Annotated in this window: 20 protein-coding genes and 1 pseudogene; 12 read left to right on the forward strand and 9 right to left on the reverse strand. The window is 71.8% G+C overall.

Annotation, left to right across the window (positions count from 1 at the left end):
• Positions 1-167 precede the first annotated feature (167 nt).
• The 4 genes from NYF13_RS26510 (at position 168) to NYF13_RS26525 (ending at position 6889) form a co-directional block, all read left to right on the forward strand.
• Positions 168-5150, forward strand: coding sequence for an NAD-glutamate dehydrogenase (locus NYF13_RS26510; RefSeq protein ID WP_315660466.1), 4983 nt, complete (start codon positions 168-170; stop codon positions 5148-5150).
• Positions 5147-5569, forward strand: a complete 423-nt coding sequence (locus tag NYF13_RS26515; RefSeq protein WP_315660467.1) for a thioesterase family protein — start codon at positions 5147-5149, stop codon at positions 5567-5569. Before NYF13_RS26510 ends, NYF13_RS26515 begins: the two co-directional genes overlap by 4 nt.
• Positions 5562-6197 (forward strand): hypothetical protein, encoded by a 636-nt coding sequence (locus NYF13_RS26520; RefSeq protein WP_315660468.1) that lies wholly within the window; start codon positions 5562-5564, stop codon positions 6195-6197. The genes NYF13_RS26515 and NYF13_RS26520 overlap by 8 nt, the downstream gene beginning before the upstream one ends.
• Positions 6198-6436: 239 nt before the next feature.
• Positions 6437-6889, forward strand: a complete 453-nt coding sequence (locus NYF13_RS26525; protein WP_315660469.1) for a DUF6292 family protein — start codon at positions 6437-6439, stop codon at positions 6887-6889.
• 65 nt (positions 6890-6954) lie between these two features.
• Here the strand turns inward: NYF13_RS26525 and NYF13_RS26530 are convergent, their stop codons facing one another.
• The gene (locus tag NYF13_RS26530; RefSeq protein WP_315660470.1) at positions 6955-7851 is read right to left on the reverse strand and encodes an acyl-CoA desaturase; all 897 of its coding nucleotides are present in this window, start codon (positions 7849-7851) and stop codon (positions 6955-6957) included.
• 939 nt (positions 7852-8790) lie between these two features.
• Between NYF13_RS26530 and NYF13_RS26535 the strand changes: the two genes are divergently transcribed.
• Positions 8791-9390: a VC0807 family protein gene (locus NYF13_RS26535; RefSeq protein WP_315660471.1), complete on the forward strand. Its 600-nt coding sequence runs from the start codon at positions 8791-8793 to the stop codon at positions 9388-9390.
• Between the two features lie 73 nt (positions 9391-9463).
• Here the strand turns inward: NYF13_RS26535 and NYF13_RS26540 are convergent, their stop codons facing one another.
• Positions 9464-9667, reverse strand: a complete 204-nt coding sequence (locus tag NYF13_RS26540; RefSeq protein ID WP_091619686.1) for a cold-shock protein — start codon at positions 9665-9667, stop codon at positions 9464-9466.
• 606 nt (positions 9668-10273) lie between these two features.
• On the opposite strand from NYF13_RS26540, the gene NYF13_RS26545 reads away from it, so the two are divergent.
• Entirely contained in the window at positions 10274-10480 is a 207-nt protein-coding gene (locus NYF13_RS26545; protein WP_315660472.1) for a hypothetical protein, read from the forward strand.
• 68 nt (positions 10481-10548) lie between these two features.
• Here NYF13_RS26545 and NYF13_RS26550 read toward each other — a convergent pair whose 3' ends face one another.
• Genes NYF13_RS26550 through NYF13_RS26560 form a run of 3 tightly spaced genes read right to left on the reverse strand, consistent with a single transcriptional unit; the run spans position 10549 to position 13580 of the window.
• The gene (locus tag NYF13_RS26550) at positions 10549-12177 is read right to left on the reverse strand and encodes an alpha-amylase family glycosyl hydrolase (protein ID WP_315660473.1); all 1629 of its coding nucleotides are present in this window, start codon (positions 12175-12177) and stop codon (positions 10549-10551) included.
• Positions 12177-12566, reverse strand: coding sequence for a globin (locus NYF13_RS26555; RefSeq protein ID WP_396287750.1), 390 nt, complete (start codon positions 12564-12566; stop codon positions 12177-12179). Before NYF13_RS26555 ends, NYF13_RS26550 begins: the two co-directional genes overlap by 1 nt.
• A 33-nt stretch (positions 12567-12599) precedes the next feature.
• Positions 12600-13580, reverse strand: coding sequence for a mechanosensitive ion channel family protein (locus NYF13_RS26560; RefSeq protein ID WP_315660475.1), 981 nt, complete (start codon positions 13578-13580; stop codon positions 12600-12602).
• Between the two features lie 335 nt (positions 13581-13915).
• Here NYF13_RS26560 and NYF13_RS26565 point away from each other — a divergent pair, with 335 nt between their 5' ends.
• Positions 13916-14413: an HNH endonuclease gene (locus NYF13_RS26565; protein WP_315660476.1), complete on the forward strand. Its 498-nt coding sequence runs from the start codon at positions 13916-13918 to the stop codon at positions 14411-14413.
• An 83-nt stretch (positions 14414-14496) separates the two neighbouring features.
• On the opposite strand, the gene NYF13_RS26570 is transcribed toward NYF13_RS26565, so the two are convergent.
• Positions 14497-14712: a hypothetical protein gene (locus tag NYF13_RS26570; RefSeq protein WP_315660477.1), complete on the reverse strand. Its 216-nt coding sequence runs from the start codon at positions 14710-14712 to the stop codon at positions 14497-14499.
• A 441-nt stretch (positions 14713-15153) separates the two neighbouring features.
• On the opposite strand from NYF13_RS26570, the gene NYF13_RS26575 reads away from it, so the two are divergent.
• Together NYF13_RS26575 and NYF13_RS26580 are read left to right on the forward strand one after the other, a co-directional pair.
• Positions 15154-15408: a hypothetical protein gene (locus NYF13_RS26575; RefSeq protein WP_315660478.1), complete on the forward strand. Its 255-nt coding sequence runs from the start codon at positions 15154-15156 to the stop codon at positions 15406-15408.
• Complete coding sequence (locus NYF13_RS26580) at positions 15395-15901, forward strand: DUF5130 family protein (protein ID WP_315660479.1); 507 nt, start codon at positions 15395-15397, stop codon at positions 15899-15901. Before NYF13_RS26575 ends, NYF13_RS26580 begins: the two co-directional genes overlap by 14 nt.
• A gap of 122 nt (positions 15902-16023) precedes the next feature.
• Here NYF13_RS26580 and pepN read toward each other — a convergent pair whose 3' ends face one another.
• A complete protein-coding gene (gene pepN / locus NYF13_RS26585; protein WP_315660480.1) occupies positions 16024-18591 on the reverse strand; it encodes an aminopeptidase N in 2568 nt (855 codons plus the stop codon).
• 186 nt (positions 18592-18777) lie between these two features.
• Here pepN and NYF13_RS26590 point away from each other — a divergent pair, with 186 nt between their 5' ends.
• Positions 18778-19398: a DsbA family protein gene (locus NYF13_RS26590; RefSeq protein WP_315660481.1), complete on the forward strand. Its 621-nt coding sequence runs from the start codon at positions 18778-18780 to the stop codon at positions 19396-19398.
• Here the strand turns inward: NYF13_RS26590 and NYF13_RS26595 are convergent.
• Both NYF13_RS26595 and NYF13_RS36810 read right to left on the reverse strand, forming a co-directional pair.
• The gene (locus tag NYF13_RS26595; RefSeq protein ID WP_315660482.1) at positions 19361-20206 is read right to left on the reverse strand and encodes an MBL fold metallo-hydrolase; all 846 of its coding nucleotides are present in this window, start codon (positions 20204-20206) and stop codon (positions 19361-19363) included. The two genes, NYF13_RS26590 and NYF13_RS26595, sit on opposite strands and share 38 nt — an antisense overlap.
• Positions 20203-20950 (reverse strand): annotated as a pseudogene (locus NYF13_RS36810) (2-phosphosulfolactate phosphatase). The gene NYF13_RS26595 and the pseudogene NYF13_RS36810 overlap by 4 nt, the downstream one beginning before the upstream one ends.
• A gap of 45 nt (positions 20951-20995) precedes the next feature.
• Between NYF13_RS36810 and NYF13_RS26605 the strand changes: the two are divergent.
• Both NYF13_RS26605 and NYF13_RS26610 read left to right on the forward strand, forming a co-directional pair.
• Entirely contained in the window at positions 20996-21469 is a 474-nt protein-coding gene (locus NYF13_RS26605) for a ribose-5-phosphate isomerase (protein ID WP_315660484.1), read from the forward strand.
• Complete coding sequence (locus NYF13_RS26610) at positions 21469-22278, forward strand: DNA-formamidopyrimidine glycosylase family protein (RefSeq protein WP_315660485.1); 810 nt, start codon at positions 21469-21471, stop codon at positions 22276-22278. Before NYF13_RS26605 ends, NYF13_RS26610 begins: the two co-directional genes overlap by 1 nt.
• Positions 22279-22318 lie beyond the last annotated feature (40 nt).

Genomic DNA, 22318 nt, shown 5'->3' on the forward strand with positions numbered 1-22318 from the left:
GTTGTCCCCAGCCCGAGCCGGTTTTCGGCTGGGTGTGGACAACCCGCCGGTCTTTGCGAGGCGGCCGATCGGGGCGGATTAGGGTGGGCAGGGTCCGGCACGGTGTGGTGACGGACTGGTCTCGATCTCGCGCAGTCTTGATCTCGTAACAGTGGAGAGTTGCCTCAATGAGCTCGACGGGAGTCTCGTCCCCGACCGGAACCGATGCCGGCCCCGAGCCGGGCGGCCAGCGCCGCTCGACCAGCCCCGAGCAGAGCCGCGACGAGCTGATCGCCGCGGCGGCCGAGCAGGCGCCGGAGATCGGTGACCTCATCCGGCTCTACTACCGGCACATCCCGCCGGAGGAGATCGTCGGGGACGACCCGGTCGCGCTGGTCGGCGCGGTGCGCTCGCACCTGCAGCTCGCGAAGCAGCGCATCCCCGGGCGCCCGGCCGTGCGGCTGCTCAACCCGTCCACGGCCGAGGACGGCTGGACGCGCGAGGCGACCGTGGTCCAGGTGGTCACCGACGACATGCCGTACCTGGTCGACAGCGTCGCCGCCGAGTTCGCCCGCGACGGCGTGCAGGTCCAGCGCATCGTCCACCCGATCGTCGTGGTCAGCCGGGACGTCACCGGCGAGCTGACCGGCCTGCACCCGGAGGCCGACCCGGCCGATCCGCCCGCGAGGTCGGCCGCCGAATCCTGGATGTACGTCGAGATCGACCTGGTCACCGACCCGAACCGGGCGCGGGAGCTGGACAACCGGCTGTCCTCGGTGCTGGGCGACGTCCGCGAGGTCGTCGAAGACGCCGCCAAGATGGCCCAGACCGCCTGCATCGTGGCCGGCTCGCTGGACGAAGCGCCGCCGAAGCTGCCCGCGGACGAGGTCGAAGAGGGCTCCCGGCTGCTGCGCTGGCTGGCCGACGGCCACTTCACCTTCCTCGGCTACCGCCGGTACGAGCTGGTCGACAACCCGAGCCCGGATTCCGACGAGCCCGCCCTGCGCGCCGTGCTGGCCTCGGGTCTCGGCGTGCTGCGCCAGGACAGCCTGGCCGCCCGCAGCCTCACCGCGGGCCCGGACAACTCGGTGAACGCGCTCTCCCCGTCGCTGCTGGTGCTCACCCAGGCCAGCGCGCCTTCGACCGTGCACCGTCCGGTGTACCCGTACTACGTCGGCGTGAAGACGTTCGACGAGCAGGGCACCGTGACCGGCGAGCACCGGTTCCTCGGCATGTTCACCACCACCGCGCTGCACGAGAACGTGCTCGACATCCCGGTGGTGTCCAAGCGGGTGCGCGAGGTGATCCACCGCGCGGGCTTCCCGATGGCGTCCTTCTCCGGCCAGCGCATGCTGGAGGTGCTGCAGAACTGGCCGCGCGCGGACCTGTTCTCGGCCGACACCGACTCGCTGTACGCGACCACCACGGGCGCGATCACGCTGTCGGACCGTCGCCGGCTGCGGCTGTTCCTGCGCCGCGACCCGTACGGCCGCTTCTACTCCTGCCTGGTCTACCTGCCGCTGGACCGCTACACCACGCGGTCGCGGCTGGCGATGCAGGAGGTGCTGCTCGAAGAGCTCGAAGGCACCCAGCTCGAGTACAGCGCCCGGATCGGCGAGTTCGTGCTGGCCCAGGTCCACTTCATCGTCCACACCGATCCCGCGCACCGCATCGAGCCGGACACCACCCGCATCCAGGAGCGGCTGAACTCGGTGATGCGCGGCTGGGACGACCGGATGGTCGAGGCCATCCTGGCCGAGCGGCGCGAGCGCGCGGGCGACGGCCAGCCGATCGGCATGATGGGCGAGGAGTCCGCGGTCGACCAGGGCCAGCGGTTCGCCGCGGTGTTCCCGGAGGCGTACAAGGAGGACTTCACCGCGGCCGAGGCGCTGGCCGACCTGCGCCGCCTCGACACGCTGAACGACGACGGCGACCTGGCGCTGTCGTTCTACCTGTCGGCGGACGCCGAGCCCGGGGAGCGGCGCTTCAAGCTCTACCTGCGCGGCGAGGGCGTCACGCTGTCGAAGGTCTTGCCGGTGCTGCAGGTGATGGGCGTCGAGGTGGTCGACGAACGCCCGTACGAGCTGTTCCGCGAGGACGGCGGCGCGAGCTGGATCTACGACTTCGGCCTGCGCATCGAGCCGGAAGCGCTCGGGGAATCCGACGACGTGGCCGTCGCCGATCTGCGCGAGCGGTTCGAGGACGCCTTCCACGCGGCGTGGCAGGGCGAAGCCGAGGTGGACAGCTTCAACGGGTTGGTGCTGCGCGCCGGGCTCACCTGGCGCCAGGCCGCCGTGCTGCGCGCCTACTCGCGGTACCTGCAGCAGGCGCGCAGCCCGTTCTCCCAGTCCTACATCCAGAACACGGTGCTCAAGCACACCGAGGTGGCCACCCGGCTGGTGCAGCTGTTCGAGACGCGCTGCGATCCGCAGCTGTCCGACGCGAACCGCTCCGCGCGCGAGGAGACGCTGGCCGGAGAGATCACCTCGATGGTCGACGAGGTCACCAGCCTCGACGAGGACCGGATCCTGCGGCGGCTGATGTCGGTCATCAACGCGACGCAGCGCACCAACTACCACGTGAGCGACCCCGACGGCGGCCCGCGGCCGTACCTGGCGATCAAGCTCGACCCGAGCGGGGTGCCGGAGCTGCCGGAGCCGCGGCCGAAGTTCGAGATCTTCGTGTACTCGCCCCGGGTCGAGGGTGTGCACCTGCGCTTCGGCGAGGTCGCGCGCGGCGGGCTGCGCTGGTCCGACCGCCAGGAGGACTTCCGCACGGAGGTGCTCGGGCTGGTCAAGGCGCAGGCGGTGAAGAACGCCGTGATCGTGCCGGTGGGCGCGAAGGGCGGCTTCGTGGTGAAGCGGCCGCCGGCCCCGACCGGTGACGCCGGGCTGGACCGCGACGCGCAGCTGGCCGAGGGCATCGCCTGCTACCGGATGTTCATCTCCGGACTGCTCGACCTCACCGACAACCGGGTCGAAGGCCGCGAGGTCCCGGCCCCGGACGTGGTGCGCCACGACGCGGACGACAGCTACCTGGTGGTGGCGGCGGACAAGGGCACGGCGAAGTTCTCCGACATCGCCAACGAGGTGTCGGCGCAGTACGGCTTCTGGCTGGGCGACGCGTTCGCCTCCGGCGGCTCGGTCGGCTACGACCACAAGGCCATGGGCATCACCGCCAAGGGCGCGTGGGAGAGCGTGAAGCGGCACTTCCGCGAGCTGGGCAAGGACACCCAGACCGAGGACTTCACCGTGGTCGGCATCGGCGACATGATGGGCGACGTCTTCGGCAACGGAATGCTGCTCTCGGAGCACATCCGCCTGGTCGCCGCGTTCAACCACCTGCACGTGTTCCTGGACCCGGACCCCGACCCGGCCACCTCCTTCGCCGAGCGCCGCCGGATGTTCGACCTGCCGCGCAGCTCCTGGGACGACTACGACCGCTCGCTGATCAGCGAGGGCGGCGGCATCTACCTGCGCTCGGCCAAGACGATCCCGGTCAGCCCGCAGGTGCGGGCCGCGCTCGGGCTGGCCGAGGGTGTCACGGCGATGGCTCCGATGGACCTGATCCAGGCCATCCTGCTGGCCCCGGTGGAACTGCTCTGGAACGGCGGCATCGGCACCTACGTCAAGGCGGAGTCCGAACCGCAGTCGGCGGCCGGCGACAAGGCCAACGACGCGCTGCGCGTGAACGGCAACCAGCTTCGGGCCAAGGTGGTCGGCGAGGGCGGTAACCTGGGCCTGACCCAGCTCGGCCGGATCGAGTTCGCCCGGTCCGGGGGCAAGATCAACACCGACGCGCTGGACAACTCGGCCGGTGTCGACTGCTCCGACCACGAGGTCAACATCAAGGTCCTGCTCGATCACCTGGTCGTCACCGGCGGGCTGGAGCAGCAGCAGCGCAACGCGCTGCTGGAGGAGATGACCGACGAGGTCTCCGACCTGGTGCTGGCCGACAACTACCGGCAGAACGCGGTGCTCGGCGTCAGCCGGGCGCACGCCGCGCCGATGGTCTCGGTGCACGCGCGCCAGGTCGCGGCGCTGGTCTCGGCCGGCGCGTTCGACCGCAAGCTCGAAGCCCTGCCCAGCGGTTCGGAGTTCCGCGCGCTGGAAAAGGCGGGCGAGGGCCTCAGCTCGCCGGAGCTGGCCACGCTGCTCGCCCACGTGAAGCTGGACCTGAAGGACGAGCTGCTGGCCAGCGAGCTGCCCGATTCCGAGGTGTTCGCGCGCCGGCTGCCGGAGTACTTCCCGAAGCCGCTGCGCGAGCGGTTCACCGAGGCGATCGACCAGCACCCGCTGCGCCGCCAGATCATCACCACGCTGGTGACCAACGAGCTGGTCGACGGGGGCGGCATCTCGTTCGTCTTCCGCCTGATGGAGGAGATGAACGCGACCGCGACCGACGCGGTGCGCGCGTACGCCGTGGTCACGCACGTCTACGACCTGCCGAAGCTGTGGGCCGAGATCGACGCGCTGGACAACGTGGTGTCCACCGAGGTGGCCGACCGTATGGTGCTGGAGACGCGCCGGCTGCTCGACCGGGCCGCGCGCTGGTTCCTGACCAACCGGCCGCAGCCGCTCGCGCCGCTGGCCGAGATCAACCGGTTCGGCCCGGTGCTCGCGGACCTGGTCCCGCGGCTGGGCGAGCTGCTGCGCGGCCGCGAGCTCGAGTCGGTGGAGGCGGGCGCCGCCTCGCTGGTGGACGAGGGTGTGCCGGCGGACCTGGCCCGGCGGATCGCGCTGCTGCTGCACAGCTACGGCCTGCTCGACGTGGTCGAGGTGGCCGAGCTGGCCGAGCAGCAGGTGGGCCTGGACGTGCTGCACCGCCCGGGCGACACCGCGGCTCTGTACTACGCCCTGTCCGACCACCTGGCCATCGACAAGATGCTCACCGAGATCAGCGCGCTGGAGCGTGGCAACCGGTGGCACGCCCTCGCTCGGCTCTCGCTGCGTGACGACGTGTACGGCTCGCTTCGCGCCATCACGCTCGATGCCCTGCGCCACAGCGACGAAGACCTCGCGACGGACGAGAAGATCGCCCAGTGGGAGAAGGCCAACGCGTCGCGGCTGTCGCGGGCGCGCGTGGCGCTCGACGACATCACCCGGTCCGGCCGGCTCGACCTGGCGACCCTGTCGGTGGCGGCCCGCCAGATCCGGAGCACGGTGCGGTGACCTACGTCTCACACGTCCAGCCGCGCTGGTCGGACATGGACGTCTTCGGGCACGTCAACCACGCGAACGTGGTGACGCTGCTCGAAGAGGCCCGGGTCCCGTTGCTGTTCGGCGAGGGGGTGAAGGCCGGGCTGACCGAGCTGCCGAAGGGGCTGGTCGTGGTCGAGCTGACCGTGCGCTATCGGAAGCCGGTCATCGCCCGGCCGGGCATCCCGGTGCGGGTGGAGATCGGCCTGACCAAGCTGCGGGCGGCCAGCGTCACGCTGACCCACCAGGTGCACACCGGGCCCGAGGAGTCGGACCCGGTGGCCGTCACGGCCGAGCTGGTGCTGGCCCCGTACGACACCACCAAGCTGCGGCCCCGCCGGCTGTCCGCACCGGAGACCGAGTTCCTGAAGCGGGTGTTCGCCGATGCCTGAGCTGCGCATCCCCGACGCGGGCGACCGTGACACGCTCGGCGCTTTCGTCGCGCGGGCGGTCCGCCTCGACGGGCAGACTTCGGTGCGGCTGCGCCAGCGCGAGGACGGTGTGGTCGAGGCGTGGACGGCCACCCCGTTCGAGGTGCTCGCCACCCGGGCGGTGGCCGGGACCATCACGCCGTCCGACGTCACGGTGTCGGGCAACGAACTGCTCGCCGCGCTGACCGTGGTGGGCGGCCCGGTGATGGACCCGGGCCCGGCGCGTGACCTGATGTGGCACGCCGAGCTGCCCGCCTCCGGCCGGTGGCGACTGGTGGACGAGCTGCCGGTGGCCGTGGTCTCGGACCTGGCCGACCGCGGGGTCACGCTGGCCCGCGACAACGCCGGTCCGCACGGCACGCCGCCGGCTTCGCTGATGGACCAGGCCGTGCTCACCGTGACCGGGGGCGAGCTGGAGGTGAAGGTCCAGCTGCGGTGCCTGTTCGCGTTGTCCGGCATGGGCTTTCTGGACTCCTCGATCGCCGACGACGTGGTGCGGGTCACGGCCACGGATTCGTGGCTGCGCCTCGACGCGCGGTACGGGGCGGTGCTGAAGCGGCGGCAAGCGTTGCTGCCCCTGCTGTTCTGAGGCCCGCGGCGGCCGGCCGGGGACGGGCGACGCCGGTGCCGCCGATGCGATCTTCCGGCCTCGGCGAGCGTGGCGGCGGACACCTGAGTGGCGGTCAGAGCGGCTGAGATCCTGGTTCCGCCGACGAACACGGGTACAGTCGTAGGGGGTCAGCTGCCGTCCCTCCGATCGGCGTCGCGGCCTTCTACGCCGCTCCTGCCGGTTTTCCTGGCGCGGTGGGACGGTGGAACGGAGATCTGATGCTCCTGTCCAAACCGGAATCTCACGCCTACCTGCCTGATGAAGGTGACGACCACCAGCTGCTGCGGCACGCCCTCGAGGGCTACGTCCGCGCGGTGGCCGCCGCCGTGGGCGTTCCGCGCGAAGGAACGTCGTTCGAAGCGACCGACACGGTCACCGCGTACCTCGGCCTCAGCCGGCGTGCGCCGCAGTACCCGGGCCGCGATCTGATGCTGGTGTGGAGTGCGCGCCAGGGCTGGGCGGTCTCGGTGGAGACCCATCCGGCCGAGGTGCCGCTGGTGCTCTCCCGCCTCGGCGGCGACGTGGTCCCCGCGCCCGAGGCCGTCGGCCGGTTCGTCACCGAGGTGGTCTCCCGGACCGGCGGCGTGCCTCTCGGCGTCCCGCCCGCCCGGGTTGCCGTCGACGACGAGGACCTGGTCGCCCGGATGCTCCTGCGCACCGGGCCGACGTGATGACCTCGGCCCGGTGGTGAGAGAGACCCGGCAGCACTGGCTGCCGGGTCTCTCTCACGTCGGGGTCAGGCGACCGGGCGGAGCTTGCGGGCCAAGCGCTCGGGACGGGGCCAGCGGACCTGCGAGGCCCAGCTCAGCTTCTCGAACACCCAGATCAGCCGGGCGGAGATGTCGAGCTGCCCACGGCCGACGCCGTGCCGGGCGCCGGTCGGGTCGGCGTGGTGGGAGTTGTGCCAGGACTCGCCGAAGGACAGGATCGCGAGCGGCCAGAAGTTGGCCGAGCGGTCACGCGCCTCGTACGGGCGCTCGCCGATCATGTGGCACAGCGAGTTGACCGACCAGGTGACGTGGTGCAGCGCGGCGACCCGGACCAGCCCGGCCCAGAAGAACGCCGTCAGCGCGCCCCACCAGCTCATCGTGATCAGCCCGCCGAGCAGCGCCGGGCCCAGCAGGGTGACGAGGGTGAGCAGGGGGAAGAGCCGGTCGACCCGGCTGATGTCGGGGTCGGCCAGCAGGTCGGGGGCGAACCGGCGCGGGTTGGTCTTGTCGCGGTCGAAGATCCAGCCCATGTGCGCGTGCCAGAACCCCTTGGCCAGCGCCGCGGGGGTGGTGCCGAACCGCCAGGGGGAGTGCGGGTCGCCGTCCCGGTCGGCATACGCGTGGTGGCGCCGGTGGTCGGCCACCCAGGCGACCACCGGCCCCTGCATGGCCATGCTGCCGGCGACGGCCAGCGCGATCCGCAGTCCGCGCCGCGCCCGGAACGAGCCGTGGGTGAAGTACCGGTGGAAGCCGATGGTGACGCCGAGCCCGGTCACGCAGTAGAAGCCGGCCGCGAGCCCGATGTCCAGCCAGCTCAGCCCCCAACCCCAGGCCAACGGCACCGCCGCGGCCACCGCCAGCAGCGGGACCACGGCGAACAGCTTGACCAGGAAGGCCTCGGTGCCGGTCTTCTGCCCGGCCATCACCGGTTCCCCGGTCCGGCCGGGGGTCTTCGGCTCGGGGCTCGGGTTGCCGCCGGGCGGGTTGGTTTCCTGCCGGGAGGGAGCTTCGTCGCCGGGGTGGCCGGTGCTTGCGGGGGCGAGATCGGGGGCCGGGTCAAGGGTGTCGATGCTGGGCTCCTGGGGTTGAGCTGGAACGTTCGCGGATGGGGTACCGCCGCCGGGGCCGGTTTCCCGAGATGGGTCCGCCGGCGGCAGCGCCGGGGGCCGAAGAACACCGCCGGGGGCCTTGGAGCACCGCCGGTACGGCCGGTTCCGCCACGGGCAGAACCTGGCCGGTGTTCCCCGGGTCAACGACCGCCGCTTCCCGATGGTTCCCGGGCACCACGACCGTGCACGGCTGTCCCCCGGCCGGGTCGGAGCGCGGGTGAGGGTTCGCCACGGCCATCCGTGGTCCAGCCCGAGGGAACGAGGCGTCATCAGACCCAATTTCCGGACTCGCTACTTGGGTGTACTCTCGAATCGAGAGTACGAGGGAATCAAGAGTGGGTCGGTTCGGGAAGAGTCCGGATCGGAACGACGCGAGTCGGCGCACGGCGTGGGCCGGAGAGTTCGAGATCGGGGAAGTCCTCGGTATCCGGCGGGCGCACAGGAGCGCCGTGGTCGCGTCACGTTTCCGGGCTCGGGCTGACCAATCCTGGTCGAAGTGCGCTGCCGCCCGGGCTTCCGGTCCAGCCGACTGCCCACAATGGACAACGAGGAGAGGACCTGACGATGACACCGTCGCCTTCGGACGCTCGTGCGACCGGCGCCACGCCATCTCCGGCCGCCCAGTCTCCGGCCACACCATCGCTGGGAACGCCGTCTCCAGCCGACCAGTCGCAGTCCGGCCAGTCTCGGCCGGACCCGTCTCACTACGGCCAGCCCCGGCCTGTCACCTCCCGGGCCGCCTTGCGCTCCACGGTGGCCGCCGTCCTCCGCGATGTGGCGCCGCCGTTGCTGATCTTCTTCGTCCTGCACCTGCTCGGGGTGAACGACGTGATCGCCTACACCGCCGGTTCGATCGTGCCGCTCGGCCGGCTGGCCGCCGATCGGCTGCGGGGGCGGCCGTTCAACGCGATCTCCGGGCTGGTCGTCGTCTTCCTCGTGGTTTCGGTCGTCCTCGCCCTGGTCACCCGGGACGCGCGCACGGTGATGGCGCGCGGCGGCATCATCTACCTGGCCATCGCCCTCGCGGCGGCGGTGTCCGTGCCGACGCGCAGTCCGCTCATGCTGATGCTGGCGCGCTACTTCGCCGTGCGGGCGCGGCCCGACGTGGCCGGGCGGTTCGACGAGGTCTACCGCCGCCCGGCCGGGGTGCGGGCCATGCGCGTGGTCACGGCCGCCTGGGCGGTGGCGTTCGGGGTCTCGGCCCTGGCTTGCGTGGTCTGCGCCTACGCGCTGCCGGTGACGCTGGCGGCCACCGTCACCTCGCTGGTCGAGCCGGTGACCGCCCTGCTGCTGACCGCCGGCACGGCCCGGTACCTCAGCCGCTCGGCGGCCGCGCTCCGGGCCGCCGCCTGAAGGCGGCCCGAGACGCGGCGAAGGGCCGGCGCCTCGACGGCGGCCGGCCCTTCGCGAAAGCCTGGAAAGAAGCTCAGATGACCGTGACCGAGGTGGCCTGCGGTCCCTTCTGGCCCTGCCCGATCTCGAACTCCACGCGCGCGTTCTCCTCGAGGCTGCGGAAACCGTTGCCCTGGATCTCGGAGTAGTGCACGAACACGTCGCCACCGCCGGAATCCGGGGTGATGAAGCCGAAGCCCTTCTCGGCGTTGAACCACTTCACGGTGCCTTGCGTCATAGAAATCTCCACCACTGAACACTGAAATCGAGATGCCACCTCGGCATCCGGGTCCAGCACCGACGGGGTGATCTTCCGTGGAGGAGAACCACTACGCCCGCTGCATCTTGCGAGCGTGGCTGCGGGCGCACCCACCGCACGAACACAAAACAAGACCGCCGACAGTAAAGCACGGCCGGGCCCCCGGACGCCATACCTCTCGCCGATCGGCTGTGCGGGCGGACATCCGGGGATTTCCATCCACAATGTACATCCTTTATGGACAGACGGGGATCCTGTTGCGTGGTCGGCGATGAAGCCACTGGGGGCGGGTGGTCCGTCCCGTTCGGGCCGGGCGGTGGCGACCTCGCGGGGGCATGTCTTCGTCCCCTCGCGCGCTTCGAGTCGTTCGCCCGACGCCGGTTCCGATCCGGGGCGACCGTACCGCACATCGTGCCCCGGAATGCCTGCTCGCTGGTGTCACCGGGTGTGGCTCGTGTAGCGTCAGGCCGGTCGAGAACATCCCGCGCGCCGGCATCAGGGCCGGCGTCGTCGTCGGCCGATCGTCCCGCCCGTGGCGGGTGGACCCCGGCCGCCGGGCCCACTTCGATCTCGGCGAGGAGCCGCATGCGCTCGGAACGACGTCCCCTTTCCCTGGAAACCAGTGAATTCGCCCGGGCCCGCGCTTCGGCCGAAGTGGGTTTGCGAACCCAGCGCGACCTGGCGGTCCGCACGGTGGCGGCCAAGGCCCACGACGCCCAGGACCTGCGCGACATGCTCGCCATGCTGGGTCTGGACGCGGCCGGGCAGCGGGCCGGCACCGCCGGCGTCTGACGATCCGCGGGGACGGGGCCTCGCTCCGGACCGGTGTGCGGCCGGTCCGGCCCCGCTGACTCGGGGGGTCAGACCAGCCAGGCCGCCGCGTCCGGCGGCAGCCGCCCGTCGACCAGCGGGCTGCTGGAGAGCAGCAGCTCGCCGGGCGGCAGCGCGATCGAGCTGGCCGAAGTGTTCAACGCGCAGATCAGCCCGCCCTTGCCGCGGCGGAACGCGAAGCAGCCCGCGGGCGCGCCGTACCACTCCAGTTCGTCGCCGACCCGGAACGCCGGGTGGTGCTTGCGCAGGTCGACCGCCTGCCGGTACAGCGACAGGGTCGATCCCTCTTCCCCCAGCTGCCGCTCGACGGTCTGGTCCGCCCACGCCACCGGCATCGGCAGCCAGGTGCGCGGAGTGCGCGAGAAGCCGAACGGCGGCAGATCGCCCTCCCACGGCATCGGCACGCGGGCGGCGTCGCGGCTGAACTCCGGGCCCTGCGTGCGGGCCCGCGGGTCCTGCATCGCCGCGGGTGGGATCTCGGCGTTTTCGAGCCCCAGCTCTTCGCCGTTGTACAGGTAGACCGCGCCGGGCAGGGCCAGCTCGACCAACGCCATGGCCCGGGCGCGGCGGACCCCGGCCGGTCCGCCGCCGTACCGGCTCGCCGTGCGCCACACGTCGTGGTTGCTCAGCGTCCAGGTCGCGGGGGCGCCGGCCGCGCGCGGCACGGCCAGCGAGCGCTCGATCGAGGTCCGCATCGCGTCGGCGTCGAAGTGGGTGAGCACCAGGCGGAAGTTGAACGCCAGGTGCAGCTCGCCGGGGCGCAGGTAGCGGGCCAGCCGCTCCTCGTCGCTCACCCAGATCTCGCCGACGGCCATGGTGCCCGGGTGCTCGTCGAGCACCCGGCGGATCATCCGGTGGACCTCGTGCACCCCCTCGTTGTCGAAGCGGGGGTCGAACCGGGGGTCGGAACCGGGGCCGGAACCGGAATCGCCGGCCGGGCCGGGTCCGGGACCGGACTGGCCGAGGTCCATGTCTGGCAGTCCGGGCGGCTTCGCCATGCCGTGCGCGACGTCGACGCGGAAGCCGTCGACGCCGCGTTCGAGCCAGAACCGCAGCGTGCGCTCGAAGTCGTGGCGCACCTCGGCGTCGGCCCAGTTGAGGTCGGGTTGCTGGGGCGCGAACAGGTGCAGGTACCACTGCCCGTCCGGCACCCGGGTCCAGGCCGGGCCGCCGAACACGCTGACCCAGTTGTTGGGCGGCTCGGCGCCGTCCGGCCCGCGCCCGTCGCGGAAGAGGTAGCGCTCGCGCTCCCGGCTGCCCGGGGCGGCGGCCATCGCGGACTTGAACCAGGCGTGCTGGTTGCTGGTGTGGTTGGGGACCACGTCCACGGTCACCCGGATGCCGCGCCGGTGCGCCTCGGTCAGCAGCACGTCGAAGTCGCCCAGGGTGCCGAACAGCGGGTCGACGTCCCGCGGGTCGGCCACGTCGTAGCCGTGGTCGGCCATGGGGGAGCGGTAGAACGGCGTGAGCCAGAGCGCGTCGACGCCCAGCCGCTCCAGGTACCCCAGCCGGCTGCGGATGCCTTCGAGGTCGCCCACCCCGTCGGCGTCGGAATCGGCGAAGGAACGCACGTAGATCTGGTAGAAGACGGCGTCCTGCCACCACGAAGACCGCGGTGCCGGCTCGGCCGCCCGGCGCCCGGCCACCCGCCGGGACATCAGACGAAGCTGTTCATCATGCTGTGCGCCGCCATTTCCAGGTACGCCCAGAGCTGCTGGCGGTAGGGCTGTTCGAGATGCTCCTCGTCCACGGCGATCCGGATCGCGCGCAGCCAGGCGTCCCGCTCGATCGGGCCGATCTTGAACGGCGCGTGCCGCATCCGCAGCCGCGGGTGCCCGCGCTGGTCGGAATAGGTGTGCGGGCCGCCCCAGTACTGCATCAGGAACAGCCGGAAACGCTCCTCGGCCGGGCCGAGGTCCTCCTCCGGGTACAGCGGGCGCAGCACCTCGTCGGTCGCCACCTCGGCGTAGAACCGCGCGACGATCCGGCGGAACGTCGGTTCACCGCCCACGGCCTCGTACAGGCTCACCGGATCCGGCCCACTCACAGTCGACACCCCTCCATCTTGCCTTGCCGCGCGCTACTTGTCGGCGGCCGGTACCGAGGACATGAACCGGCCGAGCGGCGGTTCGAAACCCGCCTCCTCCAGCGCGCCGAGCAGTTGTGCCCGCAGCGCGCGCTGCACGGCCCACTGCTTGCCGGGCCGGACCTTCACCGTCAGCCGGAGCTCGATGCCCTCCGGCGTCACCTTCTCCACGCCGAGCAGCTCCGGCGGCTCCAGCACGTTCACGGCGAGCAGTTCGCCGCGGGTGGCCTTGTTCGCGGCCTCGCTGAGCACCGTGGTGGCCAGGTCGACGTCGGCGGAGTAGCCGAGCGGCACGTCCACCACCGCGACGGCGAAGCCCTGGCTGGAGTTGCCGACCCGCAGCACCTCGCCGTTGCGCACGTACCAGACGGTGCCCTTCAGATCGCGAAGCGTGGTGATGCGCAGGCCCACGGCCTCGACCGTGCCGGTGGCGGGGCCGATGTCCACGATGTCGCCGACGCCGTACTGGTCCTCGATCATCATGAACATGCCGGACAGGAAGTCGCGCACCAGGTTCTGCGCGCCGAACCCGATCGCCACGCCGAGGATGCCGGCCGTGGTGATGATCGGCGCGAGGTTCACCCCCAGCTCGCCCAGCACGAGGATGAAGGCCAGTCCGTAGATCAGGAACGTGCTCATCGAGCTGAGCACCGAGCCGATGGTCTTCGCCCGCTGGCGTCGGCGCTCCACCACGGCCGGGCCCAGCACGTCGGGCGCGCGCTCCCGCAGCGGTTTCAGCAGCGCGGGCAGCTTCCCGCCGCTGCGCGGAAGGGTGGTCACGCGGTCGATCAGCCGCCGTGTGAGATACCGCACCAGGAACGCCAGCACCAGGATCAGGATGATCCGCAGCGGTTTGGTCACGAGCCAGTCGGCCGAGCCGGCGAGCCACTGGTTGTGCGTGATCGAAAAGACCTGCGCGCACCAGGTGCTGGGGTCCGAGATGCACACCGGCGGGGCGCTGAGCACGAGATTCACGAGCGGGAACAGTCCTTCCTGAGCTGGTGGTTGCCCCACCCCGGGTGCGGCGGTGAGATGACACGTCATTCAAGACAGGTGCGCTCGGGGGGCGATGTGTGGTCGACTATGCCTGCACCGGTGGAGGTGGTCGAGTGCCAGACCGACAACCCATCCCCTTCGGCGGCCCCGGCCGAGCCACGGCCGAGCAGTCGCCGGAGGCGATTCTGCGGGCCTGCCCGGGGGGCGCCGCGTCCGGCCCGGCCGGCCCGGGGACCCGGCCCGGGGGTGTCTCCCGTCCGCCCGGCCAGCGTAGAGGCCGGGATCCGGCGACCCCCTCGTGGGGCCGCCGTCGCGTGCTCCTGCTGAACGCGACCTTCGAACCCCTGACCGCCCTGCCGCTGCGGCGGGCGGTGGTGCTGGTGCTGTGCGGCAAGGCCGAAGTGGTGCACGGCGACCCGGGCGGCGTCGAACTGCACGCCGCGACCGTCTCGCTGCCCGTGCCCTCGGTCATCCGGCTCAGCACCTACGTGCGGGTGCCCTACCGGGCCAAGGTGCCGCTGACCCGGGCCGGGCTGATGCACCGCGACCGATTCCGCTGCGCCTACTGCGGCGGCCGGGCCGAGACCATCGACCACGTCCTCCCGCGCAGCCGCGGCGGTCCGCACACCTGGACCAACTGCGTCGCCTGCTGCGCCCGGTGCAACCACCGCAAGGCCGACCGGCTGCTCTCGGAGATCGGCTGGCGGCTGCGCGTGGTCCCGCGGGCCCCGCACGGCCCGCACTGGCGCCTGCTGGCGCACTCCACCGAGGCCGACCCGCTCTGGCGGCCGTACCTCGGTTCCGCGGCCTGACCCCGGACACATCGGCGCCCCGGCTGCCTGCTGGCGGCCGGGGCGAGCCGGGTTGCCTCGCGTCGAAGCTCTGGTCGCGCGCCTCAGGCGGCGAGCGTGAAGTCCGCCTGGCTGGTGACGCGGGTGCCCAAGGTGACCCGGGTGCCACGGGTGACCCGGGTGCCCAAGGTGACGCGCGTGCCACGGGTGACCCGGGTGCCACGCGTGACGCGGGTGCCGGCCGTGACGCGGGTGCCGCAGGTGACGCGGGTCCCGGCCGTGACGCGGGTGCCGCGCGTGACCCGGGTGCCGCGGGTCACGCGGGTTCCGCCGGTGACGCGTGTACCGCGAGTGACCCGAGTACCGCGGGTAACCCTTGTGCCTGACGTCACGCGAGTCCCAGGGGTGAATTCGGTGTCGCTGAGTGACGAAACGGTCTCGTTGATCGCCTGAGCGGGGGTCTGGACGCTCTGCATGACGTGGCCTCCTGGGACCGGTGCGTTACCTGCTGGGGCTGAGGAGCGGGGCGCAAGGCCCGTACAGGTGAAAAAGCTACGAGGATTTCAAGGTTCCGACAAGACGGCAGCGGCGGGTACGGCCGCCTGTACGGTGAGTTGCCATCTTTCGGCCCGCCCCGCTTCGGCTCAACGTGCGAGTCCGGGCGGGCCAAGCGGCGGACGGGCGTTGTCCGGCGACGAACGGTCGTCTCCCGGTGCGGCGCCGCGCGGTGGCCGCCAGGGCCATCCGATACGCTCACCGCCGTGAACGTTGTCGAGACGATCCTGGTCTACGCGGTCATCCCCCTGGCCATCTACTTGGTGGTCGGAGCGGCCACCTTGCGCAAGAGGTCCTCGGGGACGTCGCGGTACCGGCCGGGTCAGCCGTGGGAGTACCCCGCGATGTGGTGGAGCGCCAACCCGGACGGCGTCGGTGCCGGGCCCCGGGCGACCGGAGTGGACAGTGCGGCGCCCGCGGGCGCCTCGACCGCGGCCGGAGGCGCTCGTGGCAACTGGTGAACTCGCGCCGTCGGCCACCGCGGTCGATCTGCTGGGACACGAGTCGGAGAAGGACCTGCCGTTCGGCGAGGTCGTGACCGGCAGCGGCCGTCGCTCGGCCGCGAAGATGTACGAGCCGTCCGCCCCGGCCGTCCCGTTCTCGGTGCAGCAGCTCGCGCGCCTGGACGAAGCGCTGACTTTCGCGAGCCGGGAGTCCGGCCTCGACTTCAGCGTGTACCTGGGCGATCTCGAGCAGGACTCCCGGGCCGGCGCGGAGAAGCTGCACGCCGCCACCGACGACCCGTCGAACGCCGTGCTGGTGGCCGTCTCACCGGCCCAGCGGGCGATCGAGATCGTCACCGGGCAGCACGCCTACCAGCGGGTACCCGACCGCGGCGCCAAGCTCGCCGTGGCCAGCATGGTCGCCTCCTTCAAGGAGGGTGACCTGGTCGGCGGTCTGGTGAACGCCCTGCGCATGCTCAGCGACCAGGCCGGGCCCGCGCCGAAGCACTGACGCCGGCACCGGAGAACGATGAAGGGGACCCCCTCGGCCGAGGGGGTCCCCTTCATCGTTTCCCGGACCGCTCGTGAGCGGCCGGGCCGGGCGGAGCCGTCCCGGACCGCTCACGGACCAGGTCAGGACTGGCGGTCGAAGTCCCGGGCGGCCAGCGCGCGGACGATGCCCGCCCGGCCCTCCGAGACCAGGCGGCGCAGCGCGGCCGGGTGCTCGCCCGCGAGCCACTCGTCCGACGCCGTCACCGTCGCCGGCTCCACGGCCCACGACGGGTACAGCCCGATCGCCGTCGGCTGGGCGCGCTCGCTGGAACGCCGCGCCCACACCTCGTCGATCACCTCGAAGTACTTGCCGACGTACTCGCCCAGCAGTCCCTTCTGGCCCGGGTGCGAGAAGCCCGAGATCAGCGAATCGCTGACCGCGTTGGGGATCTCGTCGTCGAAGATCGCCCGCTGCCAGGTGTCGGCCTTGGCCTCCGCCGTCGGCTGCAGGGCGCGCGAGCGCTCCGCGTGCCGCCGTCCCGCCGCGGTGTCGTCCTGAGCCAGCTCCGCGGTGATCTCGTCGGTGGCCGCCCGGCCGTGCGCCACCAGCGCCTGCAGCAGACGCCAGCGCAGGTCGGTGTCGACGGTGAGGCCCGGCAGCGGGGCCGAGCCGTCCAGCCAGCCCGCGACGACGCCCAGCGTCGCCTCGTCGAGCACGCCGCCGGCCAGCGAGTTGACGAACGCCAACTGGTGGTCCGAGCCCGCTTCGGCGGACTGGGCCAGCTCCAGCACCCGGCCGGTGAGCGCGGGCCAGCCCTGCTCGGCGGCCCACTTCTGCTCGGCGTAGGAGTTCAGCGCCGTCTGCGCCTGCAGCAGCAGCCGCTGCACCACGCCGACCTCGCTCTCGGCGTGGATGCCGCGCGCCACCAGCGTCACGAAGTCGCGCGCCTTCAGCTCGGCTTCGCGGGTCATCTCCCACGCCGCCGACCAGCACAGCGTGCGGGGCAGGGATTCCTCGATGTCGGAGATCCGGTCGATCAGCGTGGTCAGCGACGCCGGGTCGAGCCGCATCGTGCAGTAGGTCAGGTCGTCGTCGTTGACCAGCACCAGCCGCCCCGCGGGCCGGCCGACCAGCGCGGGCACCGCGGTGCGCTCGCCGTCGACGTCCAGCTCGACCCGCTCGGTGCGGACGATCCGGCCCTGGTCGTCCTCGTCGTAGACGCCGACCGCGACGCGGTGCGTGCGCAGCTCGCCCGCGCCCGGTTTGGCACCGGACTGCACCACGGCGAACGAGGCGAACGTGCCGTCGGCCGCCACCTCGTACCGCGGGCTCAGCGAGTTCAGCCCGGTGGTCTCGAGCCACTGCGCGCTCCACCACGACAGGTCGCGACCGGACGCCTCCTCCAGCGCCGCCAGCAGGTCGGCCAGGGTGGCGTTGCCCCAGGCGTGCTTGCCGAAGTAGACCTTGAGCCCGTCGAGGAAGTGCTCGATGCCGACGTAGGCGATCAGCTGCTTGAGCACGCTGGCGCCCTTGGCGTAGGTGATGCCGTCGAAGTTCACCTCGACCGCGTGCAGGTCGACGATGTCGGCGGCGATCGGGTGCGTCGAGGGCAGCTGGTCCTGCCGGTAGGCCCACGACTTCTCGATGTTGGCGAAGCTGGTCCAGGCGTTCTTGTACTCGGTCGCCTCGGCCTGGGCGAACACGCTGGCGAAGGTCGCGAACGACTCGTTCAGCCACAGGTCGTCCCACCAGCGCATGGTGACCAGGTCGCCGAACCACATGTGCGCCATCTCGTGCAGCAGGGTCTCGGCGCGGCGCTCGTAGGCGTAGCGCGTGACGCGGCTGCGGAAGACGTAGTCCTCGAGGAAGGTGACCGCGCCGGCGTTCTCCATCGCGCCCGCGTTGAACTCCGGCACGAACAGCTGGTCGTACTTGGAGAACGGGTAGGGCGTGCCGAACTTCTCGTGGTAGAAGCCGAAGCCCTGCTTGGTCTCCACGAACAGCCGGTCCGCGTCCATGTGCTCGGCCAGCGAGGCGCGGCAGTAGATGCCGAGCGGAATGGTGCGGTGGGCGTCGGAGAATTCGTCGCGCCACTCGGCGTACGGGCCGGCGATCAGCGCCACCAGGTAGGTGGAGATCCGCTCGGACACCTTGAACACGGTGTGCCGCGCGCCGTCGGTGGTGTCCTCGGCCGACTCGGCGAGCGCGTTGGACACGATCTTCCAGTCCCGCGGAGCCCGCACCTCGACCCGGTAGACCGACTTGAGGTCGGGCTGGTCGAAGCAGGCGAACATCCGCTTGGCGTCGGCCGTCTCGAACTGCGTGTAGAGGTACACGCCGTCGTCGACCGGGTCGACGAAGCGGTGCAGGCCCTCGCCGGTGTTGGTGTACTGGCAGTCCGCGGTGACCACCAGCTCGTTGTCGGCCTCGAGCGAGGGCAGCGCGATGCCCCGGTCCTCGACGTAGGCGCTCACGTCGAGCTCGGTGCCGTTGAGGACGGCGGACCGGACCCGTTCGGCGATCAGGTCGATCCAGGACGACTCGCCGGGCCGGGCGCTCGAGAATTTCACGGTGGTGGTGGAGAGGAAGGTCTTCTCCCCGGGACCGCCGTGGCCGTCGGTCAGGTCCAGCTCGATGTCGTAGGAGCCGACATCCAGCAGGCCGGAGCGCTGCTTGGCTTCGTCGCGAGTCAGGTTGGGGGCGGGCACTGGCACCTCTGGTCGTCGGTTTCGGTTACGGTTTTCAAGCTGCCGAGCATCCAATCATGCGGGCTGTGCGGCGGGCGAGAAGGGAACAACCGGAGCGATCCCGCGGTTGCGTCTCGGTGTGGGGCCCGGCCCCCGCCGAAGCGGTGAATCCCGCAACCACCCGAGTCACGCTCAGGAGCAAGCCAGATGACCTCGACGTCCCAGCCCACCAGGGTCGACTTCTACTTCGACCCGATCTGCCCGTTCGCCTGGATCACCTCGCGCTGGATCCTCGAGGTGGAGCAGCACCGCGACCTCGACCTGCACTTCCGGATCATGAGCCTGTCGCTGCTGAACTCCGGTCGCGAGGACCTGCCGCAGAACTACCGGGACCTGATGGACGAGGGCTGGGGTCCGGTCCGCGTGGCCACGGCGCTGGCGCAGACCCAGGGCGAGGCGGCGTTGCGCGGCTACTACACCGAGTTCGGCACGCGCTACCACAACCAGGGCAACAAGGACCGCCTCGCCGTGATCAAGGAGTCGCTCGCCGCCATCGGCGCGCCGGCCGAGCTGATCGAGGCCGCCGGGTCCACCGAGTACGACGAGGCGCTGTCCCGGAGCCACCACGAGGGCATGGACCCGGTGGGCATGGACGTCGGCACGCCGACCATCCACATCGACGGCGTCGCCTTCTTCGGCCCGGTGCTCAGCTCGATCCCGCGCGGCGAAGACGCTTTGAAGGTGTTCGACGGCGCCCGCGCGCTGGCCGGCTACCCGGACTTCTTCGAGCTCAAGCGCACCCGTTCCGGTGAGCTGAACTTCGACTGAGGCCCGCTCCGGCCGCCAGCGCGGCCCGGGTGACGTCGGCGGGGTAGGGCGAGGCCGCGAGCGCCTCGTCCGGCCCCGTCTTCCCGGCCTCGACGGCGGCCTTCAGCTCGTTCAGCCGGAGCAGCCCGGCTCGGTGCCGGCGGAGGAATTCGGGCCCGACCGCATCGCCGTGGCCGGGTACCACGATCCGCGGTTCCAGCGCGAGGATCGCCTCCAGGGCGCGCGGCCAGCCGAGCAGATCGCTTTCGCCGCTGAACGAGTCCGCGGTGAAGCCCTCCGGCCCGTGCTCGACCACGTCGCCGGCGAAGACGATCCGCGCGTCCGGCACGTGCACCACCAGATCGTGATCGGTGTGCGCGGGGCCGGGGTGGACCAGCACGGCGGTGCGGCCGCCGAGGTCCAGCTCCTGACGAGTGGTGACGAGCCGGTCCGGCGGCATGATCCCGGTCCGGCCGAGTGCGTCGGCGATCTCGGGCTTCCCGGCTTCGCGGTAGTGCTCGGCCCACTTGACCTTCGCCGCTTCGCCGTGTTCGACCAGCTCGGGTAGGCAGCGCTGGTGCGCCCAGACGTCGCAGGGCAGGAACGCCGTGGTGCCGTAGCTGTGGTCGAAGTGCGCGTGGGTGTAGACGACCGCCCACGGCCGGTCGGTCAGCTCGCGGACCGAGGCGGCCAGCTCCGCGCCCTGATCGACGTCGCCCCGGGTGTCGATCACCAGGCAGCGTTCCGCGCCGGCCACCAGCCCGGTGGTCAGGTCCAGCTCCTGGTGACGGCGCAGGTAGACGCCGTCGGTGAGTTCGGTCCAGGTCATCGGCCCTCCAGGATTCCGTCGACCAGCACGGGTGCGGTCTCACTGACGTCCACCGGCGCGGCCAGGGTGACGTCGTTTTCGTGGCCGGTCGCGGCCAGTTCCCGGCCGGAGGAACAGTTTCGCAGCGCGGCGGCGACATCCGTGGCTTGGTAGGCCGCCGCGGCGAGCGCTGCCTCCGCCGAGGCCGCCCGGCCGAGGCGGAGCAGCGCGGTGACGACCGCGCCCGCCCCCAGCTGGTCCTCGATACACGGCCGCAGCGGGCCGGACCCTTGGCTTTCGCCGAACAGGTTGACCCCCCCAGCGTTCGCCGCCCGGGATGACGCCGATCGCGCCGCCGTCCGCCAGCTCGTGCGCCTTCGCCGCGACGGCGGTGGCGTTGCGCAGGCAGCCGACGAGCACATGCGCGCCGGTGGCAGCGGCTTCGGCGCAGAGCGTGGCGCCATTGGGAGACGGCAGTGCGAGCAGAGTCCCAGGCGGGATCGCCGTCACCGAAGACGGCCGCAGCGTCCACCGGCCCTCGCCTGCGACGACGGCGCCGGCTTCGCGTGCTTCAGCCACTCCGCGCTCGTCGCGCCATCGCACCGGCAGCACGCGGCCACCGCGGGACGTGACGAGATCCGTGGTGGTGCTGAAGGAAAGCACGTCGACCACCACCAGCACGGTGCACGCGCCGCCGAGCGCGGTGACGCCTTCACTGCCCCATTCGAGCCGGACGTCGTGGCCCGGCTGCTCCCAGATGCCCACCCCCGGAGCATGCCGGACGCCGCGGGGGATGGCAGACTTCCGGCTGTGCGTGTCTACTTGGGATCCGACCATGCCGGTTTCGAGCTGAAGAACCACCTGGTGAGCCATCTCGGCGCGCAGGGGCACGAGGTCGTCGATGTCGGTCCGCACGTCTACGACCCGGCCGACGACTACCCGGCGTTCTGCGTGGCCACCGCGCTGCGCGTGGTCGCCGACGAGGGCAGCCTCGGGCTGGTGATCGGCGGCTCCGGCAACGGTGAGCAGATCGCCGCCAACAAGGTGCCCGGCGCCCGCGCGGGGCTGGGCTGGAGCGTCGAGACGGCGAAGCTGTGCCGCGAGCACAACCACGCCCAGCTGCTCGGCGTCGGCGCCCGCATGCACACCACCGAGGAGGCCACGGCGATCGTGGAAGCCTTCCTGGCCACGCCGCCCTCCCCGGACGAGCGCCACGGCCGCCGCATCCGGCAACTGCTCGACTACGAGCGCACCGGCACCCCGCCGGCGCTCCCGGAGGCCTGATGCCCGAGGGGCACACCCTCCACCGGCTGGCCCGCCTGCACCAGCGCCGCTACCACGGCGCGCCGGTCGGGGTGAGCAGCCCCCAGGGCCGGTTCGCCGACGAGGCCGCGCGGCTCGACGGGCAGGTGTTCGTCTCGGCCGAGGCGTACGGCAAGCACCTGCTGCACCACTACGGTCCACAGGGGACGGTGCACGTGCACCTGGGCCTCTACGGCACGTTCTCCGAGACCCCGCTGCCCGTGACCGAGCCCGTGGGCCAGGTGCGGATGCGGCTGACCGGCCGCACGCACTGGGCCGACCTGCGCGGGCCCACCCGCTGCGAGCTGCTGGACGACGCCCAGGTGGACGCGTTGAAGGCGCGGCTGGGGCCGGATCCGCTGCGCCGCGACGCGAAGCCCGAACTCGCGTGGGAGCGGATCTCCCGCTCCCGCACGTCGGTGGCCGCGCTGCTGATGGACCAGGCGGTGCTGGCCGGGGTCGGCAACGTCTACCGCGCCGAGGTGCTCTTCCGCCACGGCCTCGCCCCGATGGTCCCCGGCCGCGCCCTCGACCGCGGCTTGTGGGACGAGATGTGGGCCGACCTGGTCACCCTGATGCGCCACGGCGTGCGCGTCGGGCGGATCGACACGGTGGCGCCGGAGCACATGCCCCTCGCCCAGGGCCGCTCCGCCCGCGAAGACCGCCACGGCGGCGAGGTGTACGTCTACCGCCGCGCCGGGCTGCCGTGCCTGGTGTGCGGAACGCCGGTGGCGCACCAGGAACTGGTGGGGCGCAAGCTGTACTGGTGCCCGAGCTGCCAGCCCGCCTGAGCCGGACCGCGGCGGCGCCGCTGCCGGGCGGACTGGCCGG

Source organism: Amycolatopsis sp. PS_44_ISF1, assembly GCF_032335455.1.
Classification (GTDB): Bacteria; Actinomycetota; Actinomycetes; order Mycobacteriales; family Pseudonocardiaceae; genus Amycolatopsis.